Origin of the sequence: Burkholderia orbicola (assembly GCF_900100915.1) — a bacterium.
Taxonomy (GTDB): Bacteria; Pseudomonadota; Gammaproteobacteria; order Burkholderiales; family Burkholderiaceae; genus Burkholderia; species Burkholderia orbicola.
Window position 1 is genome coordinate 651,058 of the sequence record NZ_FNKW01000002.1, and the last position, 16,616, is coordinate 667,673.

The window sequence follows — 16,616 nt, forward strand, 5'->3', positions numbered from 1 at the left end:
TCGTCAGATAACATTGCGATTCGATGACGACGAAATGTTCGCTCGAACACCGTGATTTCGATATAACCCGGTAAAACCGACGTATATCAAGATCGGACATCGTACGAATAAAACGAAACAAGCCGCCCCGAACGGGCGGCCCTCACGGACCGGGCAGGCGCCGCGCGCCCGCCCTCCCTGACAGGAGACAGCAGTGAAGACAGTCAAGGCGTTGCGCTGGTGGATCATCGTGCTCGTGTGTCTCGGCACGATCCTCAACTACCTCGCACGGAATTCCCTCGCGGTGCTCGCGCCCGAGCTCAAGCAGGTGTTCGCGATCTCGACGCAGCAGTATTCGTACATCGTCGGCGCGTTCCAGATCGGCTACACGATCATGCAGCCGGTATGCGGGTTCATCGTCGACCTGATCGGGTTGCGGCTCGGGTTCGCGCTGTTCGCGATGCTGTGGTCGGTGATCGGCGTCGCGCATGGCTTCGCGTCGGGCTGGCTGTCGCTCGGCATCCTGCGCGGCTTGCTGGGCCTGTTCGAGGCCGCCGCGATTCCGTCGGGAATGAAGGCCGTCGCCGAATGGTTTCCCGATCGCGAGAAATCCGTCGCGGTCGGCTACTTCAACGCGGGCACGTCGCTCGGCGCCGCGATCGCGCCGCCGCTCGTCGTGTTCCTGTCGATGCGGTTCGGCTGGCAGGCCGCGTTCATGGCCACCGGCGCGCTCGGGTTCGTCTGGGCCGCCCTCTGGTACACGCAGTACCGGTCGCCGGCCGACCATCCGCACATCACGCCGCAGGAACGCACGCTGATCCGCGACGGCCAGGCCACGATGCCGCCCGTGTCGAAGCGCCGTATCCGCGACGTCGTCACCGCCCGACGTTTCTGGGCGATCGCGCTGCCGCGCTTCTTCGCGGAACCCGCGTGGCAAACTTTCAGCTTCTGGATTCCGCTGTACCTCGCGACCGAGCGCCACATGCCGCTCACGCAGATCGCGGTGTTCGCGTGGATGCCGTTTCTCGCGGCCGACCTGGGCGGCATCGCGGGCGGCTACCTGTCGCCCTACCTCGCGAATCGCTTCAAGCTGCCGCTCGTGTGGTCGCGCGTCGCGGGCGTCGCGCTCGGCGCGCTGCTGATGCTCGGGCCGGCGATGATCGGGCTCGCGTCGTCGCCGTACACCGCGATCGCGCTGTTCTGCGTCGGCGGCTTCGCGCACCAGATGATCTCCGCGCTCGTCAACACGCTGTCGGCCGACGTGTTCGACCCCGAGGAAGTCGGCACCGCGAGCGGCTTCGCCGGGATGGCCGCGTGGATCGGCGGGCTCGGCTTCTCGTTGCTGGTCGGCGCGCTCGCCGACAAGATCGGCTATGCGCCGCTGTTCGCGTGCCTCGGCCTGTTCGACATCATCGGCGTCACGCTGCTCGCGCTGCTGATCCGCGGCCAGTCGAAACAGGAACGCCTGCTCGCGCAGCACGCCTGACATCCGTTTTCACCAGGAACCGCATTCATGACTTCGCTCCTTCATCCGCCCGTGTTCCGCGTCGCCAGCCACCACGCGAACCGCGTACTGCTCGCGTCCGAGACGGGCGCCACCGTCGAAATCTTCGTGCTCGAGGACGACATCGTGCGGGTACGCGTGCTGCCCGACGCGACGGCGCGCAATCCGCGCACCTGGACGATCGCGCCGGGCCTCGACGACGTGCCGCTCGACGGGCGTGACCGCCTCGACCTGGGCGGCTTCGCGCTGCCCCACTACGACTTCGCCGAGGACGACGACGCCGTGCGGATCGAAACCGCGCAGATCCGGCTCGCGGTGCGCCGGCAAGGCGGCCACTGCACGTGGTCGCTGCGCGGCACGGACGGCGCATGGCGCGTCGCGCTCGCCGACCGCGCGACGCAGGCGTACAACTTCGGCTGGTGGGACGATCGCGCGTATCACTACGTCGCCCGCGAGCGCGGCGACCAGGTGTTCGGCCTCGGCGAACGCGCGGGCGAACTCGATCGCACGGGCGCCCGCTTCGAGATGCGCAACATCGACGCGATGGGCTACAGCGCGAAGCACACCGACCCGCTGTACAAGCACATCCCGTTCTACATCACGTGGTCGCCCGATGCGTGCCAGGGCTTCGGGCTGTTCTACGACACGCTGTCCGACTGCGCGTTCGACATGGGCCGCGAGCTCGACAACTACCACGGGCTCTATCGCTACTTCGTCGCCGAGCACGGCGATCTCGACTACTACTTCATCGCGTCGCCCGCTACGCCGCTCGCGGCCGCGCGGCGCTTCACGTGGCTCACCGGGCGCCCCGCGCGCACGCCGAAATGGGGGCTCGGCTATTCGGGCTCGACGATGAGCTACACCGACGCGCCGGACGCGCAGCAGCAGATGAACCAGTTCGTCGAGCAGTGCGACACGCACGACATCCTGTGCGATTCGTTCCACCTGTCGTCGGGTTATACGTCGATCGGCGCGAAGCGCTACGTGTTCAACTGGAACCGCGACAAGTTTCCCGATGCGAAAGGCTTCGTGCAGCATTACCGCGACCACGGCATCCGCCTGTGCGCGAACATCAAGCCGTGCCTGCTGCGCGACCATCCCGCGTTCGACGACGCCGCGCAACGCGGGCTGCTGATCCGTTCCGCATCGGGCGAGCCCGCATGGGTGCAGTTCTGGGACGAAGTCGGCGCGTACATCGACTTCACGCAGCCGGACGCGTACCGCTGGTGGCGCGAGCAGGTCACGTCGGCGCTGCTGGAATACGGGATCGAATCGACCTGGAACGACAACAACGAATACGAGATCTGGTCGCCCGACGCGATCGCGCACGGCTTCGGCCAGCCGTTCCCCGCGCGTGAGGCGAAGGTGCTGCAGACGATGCTGATGATGCGCGCGTCGCGCGACGCGCAGCGCGCGCATGCGCCGGCGCGGCGGCCGTTCCTCGTGTCGCGCTCGGGCGGCGCAGGCATGCAGCGCTACGTGCAGACGTGGTCGGGCGACAACTACACGTCGTGGGAAACGCTGCGCTACAACCTGAAGATGGGCCTCGGGCTCGCGCTGTCGGGCGTGTCGAACATTGGCCATGACATCGGCGGCTTCTCGGGCCCTGCGCCGTCGCCCGAATTGCTGCTGCGCTGGGTGCAGTTCGGCATCTTCATGCCGCGCTTCAGCATCCACTCATGGAACGACGACGGCACCGTCAACGAACCATGGATGTACCCCGAGATCACCGCGCAGATCGCGTCGCTGATCAAGCAGCGCTACCGGCTGCTGCCGTACCTCTATCACCTGCTGTGGCTGTCCACGACGCGCTACGAGCCCGTGCTGCGGCCGACCCTCGCCGATTTCCCCGGCGATGCGCGCTGCTACGACGCGTGCGACGACATGATGCTCGGCGACGCGCTGCTGGTCGCGCCGGTCGTCGAGCCCGGCCAGACCGAACGCACGGTGTACCTGCCGTCGGGCGCACGCTGGACGTGCTGCGCGAGCGCGCGATCGTTCGACGGCGGCGCGAGCGTGACGCTCCCCGCGCCGCTCGACACGCCGGTAATGCTACTGCGCGAAGGCCGCGTGCTGCCGCTGAACGTCACGGAACAGCATTTCGGGGCGCGCGCCGACACGCGCGGGTTCCTCGTCGCACCGCGGATCGAGGATGGCGTCGCGTACGGCGAATGCGTGGAGGACGATGGCGAAACGGAAGCATGGCGCGACGGCGAATACGGCCTGTGGCGCATCGAGACCGGCCGCGAGGCATCTGGCGTGCTCGGCGTGTCGGTCCGCTGGGACGGCCGCCCGGAGCGTCCGTCCGACCGCGTCGAAATCCTGCTGCCCGCGTCGCTGCAAGGTGCGATTGCCGTGCGCGGCGCGCGTGTCGAGCAGGATGCGCAGGACGGCGCGTGGCGCCGCCTCGTCGTCGCGTTCGATCAATGAACCACTGAAGCCAACCCGATCAGGCGGGCCGTTCGCGCGGCTCGCCGCCTGCCACAGAGGAGGCATTCAGCCTCCCACCCCCTTGAAAAGATGAAGAGACCTGGAGATCGAGCATGAAAGCATCCATCAACCGTTCTGCAATCCTGATTTTATCGGCCGCGTCGCTCGGCACGACTGCCGCCCATGCGCAGAGCAGCGTCACGCTGTACGGCGTGGTCGACGATTCGCTCGCGTACGTGAACAACCAGCAGGGACACTCGAACATCTACATGCGCGACGGCAACCTGTATGCGTCGAAGTTCGGGCTGCGCGGCGACGAGGATCTCGGCGGCGGCACGCACGCGATCTTCGACCTGCAGGCCGGTTTCAACCTGAATACGGGCGCGCAGGCCGCCGCCGGCACGCTATTCAATCGCCAGGCCTTCGTCGGCCTGCGCAACGCCAGCTACGGTACGGTCACGGCCGGTCGCCAGTACACGCCCTACTTCCTGTTCGTCGGCCCGTACGCGTCGAGCAGCTGGCTGACCGGCGCCACCGGCGCGCATCCGGGCGACATCGACGGCCTCGACACCACGATCCGCGTGAACAATTCGGTTACCTATACGTCGCCGACCTTCGCGGGGCTGACCGCGAGCGCGATGTACGCATTCGGCGGCATTGCGGGCGCGACCGGCAAGGGCAACACGTTCAGCGCCGCGCTGCGCTACGCGAACGGGCCGATCGGGATCGCGGCCGGCTACCTGCGGATCAACAGCTCGGGCTCGTCCGCGGGCTTCCTGAATCCGGCCACCGCGTCGTCGGGCAGCTTCGCGGTGTCCGTGCTGAACCAGGGCTACCTGAGCGCGAAAGCGGTCGAACAGGTGGCGGCGGCCGGCAACTACACGCTCGGCGACCTGACGATGGGGCTCAACTATTCGAACGTGAAGTACCTGCCCGGCAACGGCTCGGCGTTCACCGACACGGCCGTGTTCAACACCTACGGCGCGCTTGCCGCCTACCGCTTCACGCCGACGTTCTCGGTGGCCGGCGCATTCGCGTACACGCTCGCATCGAAGGCGAACGGTGTCGCGAGCGCGGCCCGCTATCAACAATATTCGCTGAAGGAGTCGTACAGCCTGTCGAAACGCACGACGCTCTACGCGCTGCAGGCGTACACGCATTCGAGCGGGCAGACGCTCGGCGCGCAAGGCGCCGGGCACATCGTCGACGCGGCGCCGATCGTCGGCGATTCGCAGCAGCTCACGCCGTCGACGACGCATGGCCAGTTCGTCGGCATGGCCGGGATCGCCGTCACGTTCTGAACCCGCCTGGCGACGCCTTCCGGGCGCCGCCCCTTGCCCGGACGATGCGCATGCCGCGCGTGCGCCGTCCGGGTGCCCGATCCGCGATCGTCGCTGCATTCTCCCCGCCCCGCCGGCCCGCCGCGCACACCGCGCGGGTTTTCTCGATCGCCCCGATACCTTACAATTCGTCAGGTTTACCCTTCTGCATGCCCCTTCTTGCAGTCCTGACACCGCGGTACACTCGACGCACGCCGTATCAGGGTCCGACGCGCAACGTGCGCGCCGGGCGGCGTCGCGCCTCGTTGCGCCCACAACTGGATGCCCGCCATGCCGGATTCCCGTCCCTCGCCCCGCACGACATTCAAGCCGCAGGTCGTCCTGCCCGCGCTCGCCGTGATCGGCGCGCTACTCGTCGTGTGCGCACTGCACCCGAGCGAAGCCGGCGCACTGTTCTCCGCCGGCCAGCAATGGATCATCGCCCGGTTCGACTGGTTCTACGTGCTCGCCGTCACCGGCTTCCTCGTGTTTCTCGTGCTGATCGCCGCCAGCGACTTCGGCAATATCCGGCTCGGCCCCGACGATGCCGAACCCGAGTTCAGCTTCGTGTCGTGGACGGCGATGCTGTTCGCGGCCGGCATGGGCATCGGCCTGATGTACTTCGGCGTCGGCGAGCCGATGCAGCATTTCCTGAAGCCGCCGACCGTCGACGCCGGCACGCCCGCCGCCGCGCGCGAGGCGATGCTGATGACCTTCTTCCACTGGGGCTTCCATGCGTGGGCGATCTACGGGCTGATGGGGCTCGTGCTCGCGTACTTCGGCTTCCGCTACAACCTGCCGCTGACGCTGCGCTCCGGGCTGTATCCGGTGCTGCGCGAGCGCATCAACGGCTGGATCGGCCACACCGTCGATGCGTTCGCGCTGGTCGGCACGGTCGCCGGCATCGCGACGACGCTCGGCTACGGCGTGATGCAGCTGAGCGCGGGCCTGCATACGGTGGCCGGATGGGACACGGGCAGCAACCTGTTCCGCATCGGGCTCGTCGCGGTGGTCGTGATCCTCGCGGGCGTATCGGCCGCGACCGGCCTCGACAAGGGCGTGCGCCGGCTGTCCGAACTGAACCTGCTGCTCGCGTTCCTGCTGCTCGCCTTCGTGGTGGTCGCGGGCCCGACGGCGTTCCTGCTGCGCGCACTCGGCGACAACATCGGCCAGTACCTGTCGAGCCTCGTCGACCTGTCGTTCCGCACCTATGCGTACGCGCCGCCGCGCGAGGAAGGCTGGTTCGGCGGCTGGACGATTCTCTACTGGGCGTGGTGGGTGTCGTGGTCGCCGTTCGTCGGCATGTTCATCGCGCGCATCTCGCGCGGCCGCACGATCCGCCAGTTCGTGATCGGCGTGCTGCTCGTGCCGACCGCGTTCAACCTCGTGTGGATGACCGTGTTCGGCAACAGCGCGATCTGGCTCGATACGCACGGCGCGGCCGGCGCGCTCGCGCAGACGGCGACCAACGTCGATGCGCTGCTGTTCCGCTTCTTCGATTTCCTGCCGTTGCCGCAACTGCTGTCGATCGTGGCGATCGTGCTGATCGCGGTGTTCTTCGTCACGTCCGCCGATTCGGGCGCGTTCGTGATCGACCAGATCGCGACGCGCGGCAATGCGCATTCGCCGGTCTGGCAGCGGCTGTTCTGGGCCGCGCTGCTCGGCGTGACGGCCGCGGTGCTGCTCGTCGCGGGCGGGCTGGGCGCGCTGCAGGCGATGACGCTGATCGCCGCGCTGCCGGTCGCCATCATCATGCTCGCGCTGTGCTACGGGCTGTGGCGCGGGCTCGCGGCCGACCGCGCGCACTACTCGCAGGACGTTGCGCCTGCAACGAGCTTCTGGACCGGCCAGCACTGGCGCCATCGCCTGACGCACATCCTGCGGCAGACGACCGAGGCCGAGGCGCGCCAGTTCGTCGCGGAAACGGTCGAACCCGCGTTGCGCAAGGTCGCCGACGAACTGCGCGCGAGCGGCGTCGATGCGCACGTGCAGCGCGACAGCGACGATGCAGTGCGGCTCACCGTGCCGACCGCCGAACACCGCGATTTCGTGTACGGCGTGCGCGTCACCGCGAAATCCGCGGCCGCGTTCCTGGTGCGCGAGGCGGCCGAGCCGGACGAGACGCGTGCGCACGTCCATGGCATCGTCACGTTCTTCGAGGACGGCCGGCTCGGCTACGACATCGAATACCTGCGCGGCGACGAAGTGATCGCCGACGTGCTGCGCCAATATGAACGCTACGTGTCGCTCGCGGCAGACACCCGCACGCACCTGCTGAGCCGGGCACCGGGGCACGCGACGGAGGCCGAATGAGCGGGCTGCTGCAAAGCCGCGCGGCCGACATCATCGCGCTCGGCACGCTCGCCGTGCTGTACCTCGGCGGCGCCGGCATCGCGCTGTGGCGCATCCGCGCCGCGGCACTGCCCGGCAAGATCTACTGGATCGTCTGCGCGGCGCTGCTCGCCGGCGGCGCCGTCGCGATGGCCGGCAACCTGGCGCCGGTGCCGAACGGCGGCGACATGCCGCCCGGTTTCGCGCTCGGCGCCGAGGCCGTCCTGCTCGGCCTCGTGCTGGCGGCCGGTGGCTGCGCGTGGCTGATGCTGCGCGCGCGGAAGCGCTGACGCACGCAGGTCGCATGGCCCCGCTTCATCACGCGGGCACGGCCACGTGCGGGGCGAACGGGCCGCCGCCCCGGCCTTGATCCGCTGCTTTCACGTTACGCGTCATGCGAACGGCGCGCGCGCCGTCACGAGCCAGCACGCCGCCTCGAAGCGCACCTCGGCACCGTGCACGTATCGCTCGAACGCGGCGCGTATCGTGTCGATCACGCGCCGCCGCGTCGCTTCGTCTGTCTCCAGCAACGCAAGGCCGACCGGGCCCAGCCGGGCAATGTAGTCGTCCAGCGCGGATTCCGGCAGCACGCACATCCGGTCCACCGGCTCGATCGCAACGTCCGCCCAGCCGCTGTCCGACAGCACCGACGCGATCCGCTGCCGGTCGCCGAACGCGAACTGGCCCGGTGCGCCGGGCTGCCGCACGGGCAGGTGCGGCAGCAGCGGCGCCGCCGCCCGCTCGGCCGTCGTCATGAACGGGTTGTCGGCCGCGCCGCGCCACGCGACGAACCGCATCGTCGCGCCCGGCCGCGCCGCCTGCCGCAGGTTCGCGAACGCCCGCACCGGATCGTCGAAGAACATCACGCCGAGACGCGACACGATCAGGTCGACGCTCGCCGGCTCGAACGCATGCGTCTGCACGTCCGCGCACACGAACCGGGCGGGCACGCCGCTGCGTTCGGCACGCGCTCGGGCGGCATCGATCATCCGCGCCGAAATGTCGATGCCCGTGCACTGCGCGCTCGCACCGAGCCGCCGCGCGATCGCGAGCGTAACCGCGCCGGTGCCGCAGCCGACATCGAGCACGCGCGTGGCAAACGATGCTGCCGCGGCCTCCGCCAGCAGCGTTTCGAACGGCTCGAACATCCGGTCCAGCGGCGCCTGCGCATCGACCCACGCGCGCCCTGACGGACCATTCCAGAGCGCGGATTGCGCTTCGTTGGGCCGGTTGGCTTCCATCGTCGATCCCCTTCCGATTCATTGATGACGAATCGCACTGTGCCGCTTCAAGCCGGCTTGAAGTCAAGGGGCAGCCAGCACGCGCCCCGCTTTTCATATTTCTTACATTCGCGCTGCGTATCGTTGACGACTTTCCTACGGTGCCTCCCTTCCCATGCGACGACTCCTCACGCGCGCGCTGCTCGTGCGCTGCGCTCCCCTTGCCGCCCTCGCCGCGCTGTCCGCGTGCTCGAATCACATCGATACGCCCGACGATCCGGCCAGCGCCTCGGCCAACGTCCAGGCCGCGTGGGTCGAGATCGGCGACGCGAACCAGGCGATCGCGCGCGTGATCACGAACTACACGCCCGCGTCGGCCACCGACCCGCTGTGCCCGCAACTGACCGTCGACGGCAAGGTGTCGCGCATGACGTTGCGCGCGGGCGCCGCGACCGTCGCCCAGCGGCCGACCGCCAGCGATCCGGCCGATTCGAAGCCGTCGAGCTTCCCGGTGTCCGTGTGCGAGGCCACGCTGCCGGCCGGCGCGCAGGCGGCGAGCGTCGCGGGCCGCACGCTGCCGCTGCCGAAAGCGCAGCCGCAGCGCGTCGCGATCATCGCCGACACGGGTTGCCGGATGAAGAAGGCCGACAACGCATGGCAGGCGTGCAACGATGCCGCGGTCTGGCCGCTCGACACGATCGCGGCCAGCGTCGCGAAGCTGTCGCCCGATCTCGTGCTGCACGTCGGCGACTATCACTATCGCGAGAACGCGTGCCCGCCGGACATCGCCGGCTGCAAGGACAGCCCGTGGGGCTACGGCTGGGATACGTGGCAAGCCGACCTGTTCCGCCCGGCCGCGCCGTTGCTCGCGAAGGCGCCGTGGGTCGTCGTGCGCGGCAACCACGAGGAATGCGCACGGGCGGGCCAGGGCTGGTTCCGCTTCCTTGACCCGCGCCCGTATTCGGCCGCACGCTCGTGCGACGATCCGGCCAACGACAACAACGCGAACTATTCGGAACCCTATGCGGTGTCGCTCGGCGGCGGCTCGCAGGTGATCGTGTTCGACACCGCGAAGGTCGGCCGCACGCCGCTCAAGACGACCGACGCGCAGTTCGGCATCTACCAGAAACAATTCCAGACGGTCGCATCGCTCGCGTCGAAAGCCGGCATGACGACGACGATCTTCACGAACCATCACCCGATCCTCGCGTTCGCACCGATCGCCGGCAGCACGCCCGCGCCGGGCAACCTCGCGCTGCAGTCGGTGATGTCGAGCCTCAACGCGCAGGCGTACTACCCGCCGGGCGTGCACGTCGCGCTGCATGGCCACGTGCACGATTTCCAGGCGATCAACTTCTCGTCCGGGCACCCGGCGACGATCGTGTCCGGCAACGGCGGCGACAACCTCGACGTCGCGCTGCCCGACCCGTTCCCGGCCGGCCTGACGCCCGCGCCGGGCGCCGTGATCGAGCGGCTGTCGCACAACAACAGCTTCGGCTTCCTGATCATGGAGCGCAACGCCGCGCCGGCGACGGGCTGGGTGTTCCATGCGTATTCGGCGGCCGGCAAGTTACTGGCGTCGTGCAACCAGTCGGGCAGGACGCTCGCCTGCGACAAGACGGGGTTCATCGCGCCGTGAGTGAAGCAGTTCGATATGAAGGCCGCGGGGGGCATGGCCGGCAGACGTTGCGCACGCTTGTCGCACCCCTGCTCGCCGGTCTGACGCTGGCGGCCCACGCCGCGCCGGCCGAAACGGTCCTGCTTCCCGGCGCGCCGCCGTCGCGCGTCGTCGACACGATCGGCAACGGCACGCCGCAGGTGACGGGCAAGATCGACGCGGCCACCGCGCGCTTCGCGCCGGACCCGGCGCTCGTCGCGCTCGGCCGCCGCATCTTCTTCGACCCGCGGCTGTCCGAGCCGCGCGGCATGTCGTGCGCGGGCTGCCACGATCCGGGCCGCGCGTTCGCGCCGACGCTGTCGGCTGCATCGCTCGCGGGGCCCGGCGTGCCGGAAGGCAGCCGGCCCGGGCGCTTCAGCCAGCGCAATGCGCCGTCGCTGCTGTATGTGCGCTACGTGCCGCGCCGCCACTTCTACCAGGACGACGACGCGCCCGCGCCGTCGCCGTTCGGCGGCCTGTTCAGCGACGGCCGCGCGGATACGCTCGCCGAGCAGATCCGCGGGCCGCTGTTCGATCCGAACGAGATGAACAACCGGTCGCCGGCCGCGCTGCTGCGCAAGGTCAACGCGACCGAACTCGCGCCCGATCTCGCCGCGCGCTTCGGCGCGCCGGTGCGCCGCGACCCCGAGCAACTGGTGCGCGCGCTGGGTTCGGCCGTCGAAGCCTATCTGCAGAGCGACGAGATGGCGCCGTTCACGTCGCGCTTCGATGCGTTCCTGCGCACGCGCAAACCGCTCGCGCCGGCCGAGATGCGCGGCCTCGCGCTGTTCCGGAATCCCGACAAGGGCAATTGCATGACCTGCCATACGCTGTCGGACACGTCGAGCCGCCCGGAGCGCTCGCTGTTCACCGATTTCGGCTACGACGCGATCGCGGTGCCGCGCAATCGCGCGCTGCCCGCGAACCGCGATCCGCGCCATTTCGACAACGGGCTGTGCGACACCGCGCGTCGGCTGCGCTGGCCCGAACCGACGCAATGGTGCGGCTACCTGCGCACGCCGGGGCTGCGCAACGTCGCGGTCAAGCAGACGTTCATGCACAACGGTGTATTTACGACGCTGCGCGACGCGGTCGCGTTCTACAACACGCGCTCGACCGATCCCGGCTTCTGGTACCACGGCGCCAAGACGTTCGACGACGTGCCGGCCGCCTATCGGGGCAACATCAACGTCAACTCGACGCCGATGAACCGCCGGCCCGGCACGCCGCCCGCGCTCACCGACGCGGAAATCGACGACATCGTCGCGTTCCTCGGCACGCTGACCGACGCGCGCTATACCGGCCGCGCCTCCCCGGCCGCCGCCGCGGCCCGGATCGCGCGAGCCGCCGCGCCGGTGCGCTGACCCTGGCCGAACGGCCAGCCGACGCACGCCCGCTTGCGGTCGGCGCAAACACTGGTTATATTTACAGTACTGTATTTATGAACAGTGAGGTGCGCGATGGAACATCTGGTCCGTATCGTCAACGAAACCGATCGCCAAGTGCTGGCGTGGCTTCGAGCCCAGGTCGGCGATGCCCGCGTCGAGCGCGCGGCGCGTCAGCTCGGGCATACGCGCAAGCCCTTCCCGTCCGCCGTGTGCCGGTATCTGGGCATGAGCGCGCCGGCCACGCTGCGGCCGGCCGCCGCCCGGCCGCGCGCGGCACGCGATTTCTCGGTCGGCGACCGTTACCTGTCGCTGATTCGCCAGCACCTCGCCACGCACTCGGTCGGCCGATGAAATGGCGACGGCTTGCCGCTTCGGTACCGCGTCCGGCCGGAGCACTCGCGTATTCGGAAGTCCGGCCGGCCGCCGCCGTCGCGCTCACGCGGCCGCCATGGCTTCCCGTACGAGGCGGGCGAGTGTGTCGAACGCTGTCTCATGCACCGCATCAGATGCGTCGGACACATCGGATACGCGCTTGCACGCGAGCCGGATATAGCCGGCGAAACGGTCCGAATTCGAGAAGATCGAACCGGGCGCGATCTTGACGCCATGCGTCAGCGCGGCGTCAGAACAGCGCATCGAAGCACACGTCTGCCGGCAACGCGAGCTACGGCAGCATCGCGCCGCTTACCGAATCGGCAATCGGACCGCCCCGCCTTCGATCAGGCCTGCCTGCCCGCCATCCCGTCGGCGGCCGCCACGCGTACCGCACCGGCGCGCACCACGCCGAGCGCCAGCACCGCGACCGCCGCGATCACGCATGGCGCGGCAACGACGGCGAACGCGATCGACAGCGGCACGCCCATCGCCAGCATCGCGCCGCCCGCCATCGAGCCGACCACCGAGCCGCCACGACCGATCCCGTTCGCCCAGCTCACGCCGGTCGTCCGGCACTCGGTCGGATAGAACGCGGCCGACAGCGCATTCGCCCCGACCTGCGAGCCCGATACGCAGAAGCCGGCGGCGAATACCGCAAGCGCCGTACCCCACGGCGACGCGGCGAACACGCCGATTGCCGCGACGCAAGCGCCGGCCGCCGCATAGCTGCAGGCCAGCACGCGATGCGGATCGAAGCGGTCCATCAGCCAGCCCAGGACGATCGCGCCGAGCGTGCCGCCGACCTGGAACATCGCGGTCACGCGTGCAGCCGTCTGCAACGTCGCGCCGGTCGTGCGCAGCAATGTCGGCAACCAGCTCGACAGCAGGTAGATGACGAGCAGGCTCATGAAGAACGTGAGCCACAGCAGCAGCGTGCCGCGCAGCAGGTCGGCGGCGAACAGCCGCCCGAGCGGCGACCCGACCGGCTTGCCGGCGGGCGCGATGAACGACGCATGTGCGAGGTGCGGACCCGGCGCAATACGACCGAGCAGCGTCGCGATCCGCGCGGACGGCGCGCCCTGGTTGACGAGATAGCGCACCGATTCCGGCAGTCGCCACGCGAGCAGCGGCAGGAGCAGCAGCGGCGCCACGCCGCCGACGACCAGCACCGCGCGCCAGCCGTGGTGCTCGATCAGCGACGCGGCCGCGAGCCCGCCGAGGGCGGAGCCGATCGTGAAACCGCAGAACATCGTCGTCACGAGCAGCGAGCGACGTCGCGCCGGACAGTATTCGGACGTCAGCGTGATCGCATTCGGCATCGCGCCGCCGAGCCCGAGCCCGGTCGCGAAGCGCCACATAATCAGCTCGGTCAGGCCGCCCGCGCTCGCCGACGCGGCGCTCGCAATGCCGAAGCACGCCACGCATGCGAGCAGCAGCCGCTTGCGGCCGAACCGGTCGCCGAACGGCCCGAATACGAGCGCGCCGGCCATCAGCCCGGCCAACCCCGTGCCGAATACCGGCGCGAGCTGCGCAGGCGACAGGCCCCATTCCGAGCGAATGACGGGTGCGATGAATCCGATCGACGCGGTATCGAATCCGTCGATCGCGACGATCAGAAAGCACAGGACGACGATCGCGGCCTGAAACGGCGCAATGCGATGCCGGTCGATCCATTCGCTGACGTCGATGGACAGCGTATCGGCCATGATGGTGTCTCCTCCAGGAAGGAGGCGCGCGTCGTCTGTCGTTGAAATGCGCGCCACCGGAATCGGGCTGAACGGGTGCGTTATACGACCGTCTTCAGGCAATCCTCCGCACGCCAGCCGTGCAGCCAGTCGAGCGCGTCGTAGAACTGCGCATCGGTGCGCCCGACCCACAGCCCGTTGCGCACCTGCCGCTCGACGCCCTTCGCGTGATAGATCCGCCCCATCTCGCGCGCCGAATACAGCACGCGTGCGGTGCGCGGAATCCGCACGCGTTCGTACAGCGCGAACGCGGCCTCGAAATCGCCGTCGGTCTGCGCAACGGCCGCGCCGAGCGTCACCGCGTCCTCGAGCGCCTGGCACGCGCCCTGCGCGATGTATTGCGTCATCGGATGCGCGGCGTCGCCGAGCACCGTCGCGCAGCCCGCACTCCAGCGCTCGACCGGATCGCGGTCGGCGGTCGCCCAGCGCTTCCATGACGTCGGCCTATCGAGCATCTGCTTCGGCAGCGGATGGACACCGTCGAAGTACGACAGCACCTCTTCCTTGCTGCCCTCGCGCACGCCCCAGCTCTCCTGCTCGCGGCTGTGGAACGTGACGACGAGGTTGTACTGCCGCCCGCCGCGCAGCGGATAGTGAACCAGATGACAATGCGGGCCGGCCCACACGACCGGCGCATTGATCCGCAAATCCTTCGGCATGTCGTCGACGTCCACCACCGCGCGATACACGACGTGGCCCGTCACGCGATGCGCGTCGCCGATCAGCGCCTGACGGATCGCGGATTTCACGCCGTCACAGCCGATCACCGCATCGGCACGATAGCGTTCGCCGTGCTGGTCGATCACGGTCGCGCCGCGGCCGTCCTGCTCGAAGCCGCACACTTGCGTGCTCGTCCGGAATTCGATCAACGGGTGGTCCTTGACCGCCTCGTAGATCGACAGGTGAATGTCCGCGCGATGGATCACCGCGTACGGATTGCCGAAGCGCTCGCGATACGCGGCGCCCGTAGCGATGCGTGCGACCTCGCGTGCATCGATCGCGTCCATCAGTTGCAGCCAGTCGGTCAATACCGCCCGGCCGCGCGCCGCCTCGCCGACACCCAGCGCATCGAGCGCATTGAACGCGTTCGCGGCGAGCTGGATGCCCGCACCGATCTCGCCGATCCGTTCGGCCTGTTCGAGCAGCTTCACGCGAATGCCCTGACGCGCGAGCGCCAGCGCCGCCGCGAGCCCGCCGATACCGCCGCCGATCACGAGTACGCGCCGGCCTTTGTTGATTGTCTCGTCCATGTCTGTCTCCTGCTTCTATGACGTGATTCGTGCTACGCGACGTAATCCGGTTGCCGCTGCGGTTGCGCGGCCTCGAACGCCGGCTCGTGCCGCGCGTGCTCGACCACCGCGAGGCAGCGCGGATACGCGCTCAGGTCGCAACCCATCCGCAACGCGTTCGCGACCTGCGGCACCAGACACACGTCGGCCAGCGTCGGCGCATCGCCGAAGCACCACGGGCCGTCGTCCGCGCGGGCCAGCAGCCGCTCGACGCCGGCCATCCCTTCCGCGACCCAGTGCCGGTACCACGCGGTCTTCTGCTGCGGCGTGACCTTCAGTTCGCTGCCGAGATAGCGCAGCACGCGCAGGTTGTTGACTGGATGGATGTCGCAGGCGATCAGCGTCGCCAGTTCCAGCACGCGCGCGCGGCGTCGCGGTTCGAGCGGGATCAGCCGAGGCGTCGGCTGGATCTGGTCGAGGTAATCGAGGATCGCGAGCGACTGGCCGAGACGGAAATCGCCATCGGTCAACGCCGGCACCGCGGCCGACGGGTTCACCCGCGCGACATAATCGGCCTCGCGATGCTCGCCGGTGCGGATGTTCACGGGCAGCGTGTCGTACGGCAGCCCTTTGAGCGCGAGCGCGATGCGCACCCGGTAGGAGGTCGAACTGTTGAAGAAGCTATGCAGTTGCACGATGTAACCTTTCGAGGAAATCGACGAACGCGCGTCAGACCACGCGCACGGTCAATTCGCCGAGACGCTCGACGCCGACCTTCATCACGTCGCCCGCGACCACCGCGCCGACGCCTTCGGGCGTGCCCGTAAAGATCACGTCGCCCGGTTCGAGGCGGAAGAACTTCGACAGGTCGGCCACCGTCTCCGCGACTGACCAGATCAGGTGCGACACGTCGCTCTTCTGCCTGGTTGCGCCGTTGACGGTCAGCCACAGGCCGCCCTGCTCGACATGACCGACGTCGCTCGCCGGGTGCACGGGCCCGATCGGCGCCGAACGGTCGAACGCCTTGCCGATTTCCCACGGCCGTCCCATTTCGCGCATCTTCATCTGCAGGTCGCGGCGCGTCATGTCGAGGCCGACCGCGTAGCCCCACACGTGCTCGAGTGCATGCTCGAGCGGAATGTCCGAACCGCCCTTGCCGATCACCGCGACGAGTTCGGCTTCATAGTGATAGTTCCGCGTCTGCGACGGATAGGCGAGCTCGAGCGTGTCGCCGTATGCCACCGGCACGATCGAATCGGCCGGCTTGCAGAAGAAGAACGGCGGCTCGCGATCGGGATCGAAGCCCATTTCGCGCGCATGGGCCGCGTAGTTGCGGCCGACGCAATAGACGCGGCGTACCGCGAATCGGGCGTCGCTGCCGGCGACGGGCAGCGCCACCGGCGCTTCGGGCGGGAATACGAAAGTCATGAATGGCTCCA

13 protein-coding genes and 1 pseudogene are annotated in these 16,616 nt (G+C 68.8%); 8 read left to right on the forward strand and 6 right to left on the reverse strand.

What is annotated here, in order from left to right; genetic code table 11:
• Positions 1-193: 193 nt before the first annotated feature.
• From BLS50_RS19785 to BLS50_RS19805, 5 genes are all read left to right on the forward strand, one after another.
• Entirely contained in the window at positions 194-1,465 is a 1,272-nt protein-coding gene (locus BLS50_RS19785) for an MFS transporter (protein ID WP_074803619.1), read from the forward strand.
• Positions 1,466-1,492: 27 nt separating this feature from the next.
• The gene (locus BLS50_RS19790) at positions 1,493-3,913 is read left to right on the forward strand and encodes a glycoside hydrolase family 31 protein (RefSeq protein WP_074803621.1); all 2,421 of its coding nucleotides are present in this window, start codon (positions 1,493-1,495) and stop codon (positions 3,911-3,913) included.
• A gap of 113 nt (positions 3,914-4,026) precedes the next feature.
• Complete coding sequence (locus BLS50_RS19795) at positions 4,027-5,214, forward strand: porin (RefSeq protein ID WP_006479241.1); 1,188 nt, start codon at positions 4,027-4,029, stop codon at positions 5,212-5,214.
• Between the two features lie 309 nt (positions 5,215-5,523).
• On the forward strand, positions 5,524-7,545 hold the full coding sequence (locus BLS50_RS19800; protein ID WP_074803623.1) for a BCCT family transporter: 2,022 nt from the start codon (positions 5,524-5,526) through the stop codon (positions 7,543-7,545).
• Positions 7,542-7,853 (forward strand): hypothetical protein, encoded by a 312-nt coding sequence (locus tag BLS50_RS19805; protein WP_006479242.1) that lies wholly within the window; start codon positions 7,542-7,544, stop codon positions 7,851-7,853. Before BLS50_RS19800 ends, BLS50_RS19805 begins: the two co-directional genes overlap by 4 nt.
• Positions 7,854-7,955: 102 nt before the next feature.
• Here BLS50_RS19805 and BLS50_RS19810 read toward each other — a convergent pair whose 3' ends face one another.
• Positions 7,956-8,804 carry a class I SAM-dependent methyltransferase gene (locus tag BLS50_RS19810; protein WP_074803625.1) on the reverse strand — a complete coding sequence of 283 codons (849 nt, stop codon included), beginning with the start codon at positions 8,802-8,804 and terminating at the stop codon, positions 7,956-7,958.
• Between the two features lie 154 nt (positions 8,805-8,958).
• Between BLS50_RS19810 and BLS50_RS19815 the strand changes: the two genes are divergently transcribed.
• From BLS50_RS19815 to BLS50_RS19825, 3 genes are all read left to right on the forward strand, one after another.
• Entirely contained in the window at positions 8,959-10,422 is a 1,464-nt protein-coding gene (locus BLS50_RS19815) for a metallophosphoesterase family protein (RefSeq protein ID WP_074803627.1), read from the forward strand.
• A gap of 68 nt (positions 10,423-10,490) precedes the next feature.
• A complete protein-coding gene (locus tag BLS50_RS19820) occupies positions 10,491-11,804 on the forward strand; it encodes a cytochrome-c peroxidase (RefSeq protein ID WP_412668069.1) in 1,314 nt (437 codons plus the stop codon).
• Between the two features lie 96 nt (positions 11,805-11,900).
• Positions 11,901-12,179, forward strand: a complete 279-nt coding sequence (locus BLS50_RS19825; protein ID WP_011547913.1) for a hypothetical protein — start codon at positions 11,901-11,903, stop codon at positions 12,177-12,179.
• An 84-nt stretch (positions 12,180-12,263) separates the two neighbouring features.
• On the opposite strand, the pseudogene BLS50_RS19830 reads toward BLS50_RS19825, so the two are convergent.
• From BLS50_RS19830 to BLS50_RS19850, 5 genes and pseudogenes are all read right to left on the reverse strand, one after another.
• Positions 12,264-12,492, reverse strand: a pseudogene (locus BLS50_RS19830) (PLP-dependent aminotransferase family protein); the annotation flags it as partial.
• Positions 12,493-12,547: 55 nt separating this feature from the next.
• Positions 12,548-13,909: an MFS transporter gene (locus BLS50_RS19835; protein WP_074803634.1), complete on the reverse strand. Its 1,362-nt coding sequence runs from the start codon at positions 13,907-13,909 to the stop codon at positions 12,548-12,550.
• A gap of 80 nt (positions 13,910-13,989) precedes the next feature.
• Positions 13,990-15,198, reverse strand: coding sequence for a 3-hydroxybenzoate 6-monooxygenase (locus BLS50_RS19840; protein WP_074803636.1), 1,209 nt, complete (start codon positions 15,196-15,198; stop codon positions 13,990-13,992).
• A 32-nt stretch (positions 15,199-15,230) separates the two neighbouring features.
• Complete coding sequence (maiA, locus tag BLS50_RS19845; protein WP_074803639.1) at positions 15,231-15,872, reverse strand: maleylacetoacetate isomerase; 642 nt, start codon at positions 15,870-15,872, stop codon at positions 15,231-15,233.
• A 34-nt stretch (positions 15,873-15,906) separates the two neighbouring features.
• Positions 15,907-16,605 carry a fumarylacetoacetate hydrolase family protein gene (locus BLS50_RS19850; RefSeq protein WP_027805490.1) on the reverse strand — a complete coding sequence of 233 codons (699 nt, stop codon included), beginning with the start codon at positions 16,603-16,605 and terminating at the stop codon, positions 15,907-15,909.
• Positions 16,606-16,616: the final 11 nt, after the last annotated feature.

Excerpts from the sequence above, each read along its gene's own strand:
- BLS50_RS19790 (WP_074803621.1), top strand. The coding sequence starts at position 1,493 with ATGACTTCGCTCCTTCATCCGCCCGTGTTCCGCGTCGCCAGCCACCAC.
- BLS50_RS19795 (WP_006479241.1), top strand. The coding sequence starts at position 4,027 with ATGAAAGCATCCATCAACCGTTCTGCAATCCTGATTTTATCGGCCGCG.
- BLS50_RS19800 (WP_074803623.1), top strand. The coding sequence starts at position 5,524 with ATGCCGGATTCCCGTCCCTCGCCCCGCACGACATTCAAGCCGCAGGTC.
- BLS50_RS19805 (WP_006479242.1), top strand. The coding sequence starts at position 7,542 with ATGAGCGGGCTGCTGCAAAGCCGCGCGGCCGACATCATCGCGCTCGGC.
- BLS50_RS19810 (WP_074803625.1), bottom strand. The coding sequence starts at position 8,804 with ATGGAAGCCAACCGGCCCAACGAAGCGCAATCCGCGCTCTGGAATGGT.
- BLS50_RS19815 (WP_074803627.1), top strand. The coding sequence starts at position 8,959 with ATGCGACGACTCCTCACGCGCGCGCTGCTCGTGCGCTGCGCTCCCCTT.
- BLS50_RS19825 (WP_011547913.1), top strand. The coding sequence starts at position 11,901 with ATGGAACATCTGGTCCGTATCGTCAACGAAACCGATCGCCAAGTGCTG.
- BLS50_RS19835 (WP_074803634.1), bottom strand. The coding sequence starts at position 13,909 with ATGGCCGATACGCTGTCCATCGACGTCAGCGAATGGATCGACCGGCAT.
- BLS50_RS19840 (WP_074803636.1), bottom strand. The coding sequence starts at position 15,198 with ATGGACGAGACAATCAACAAAGGCCGGCGCGTACTCGTGATCGGCGGC.
- BLS50_RS19850 (WP_027805490.1), bottom strand. The coding sequence starts at position 16,605 with ATGACTTTCGTATTCCCGCCCGAAGCGCCGGTGGCGCTGCCCGTCGCC.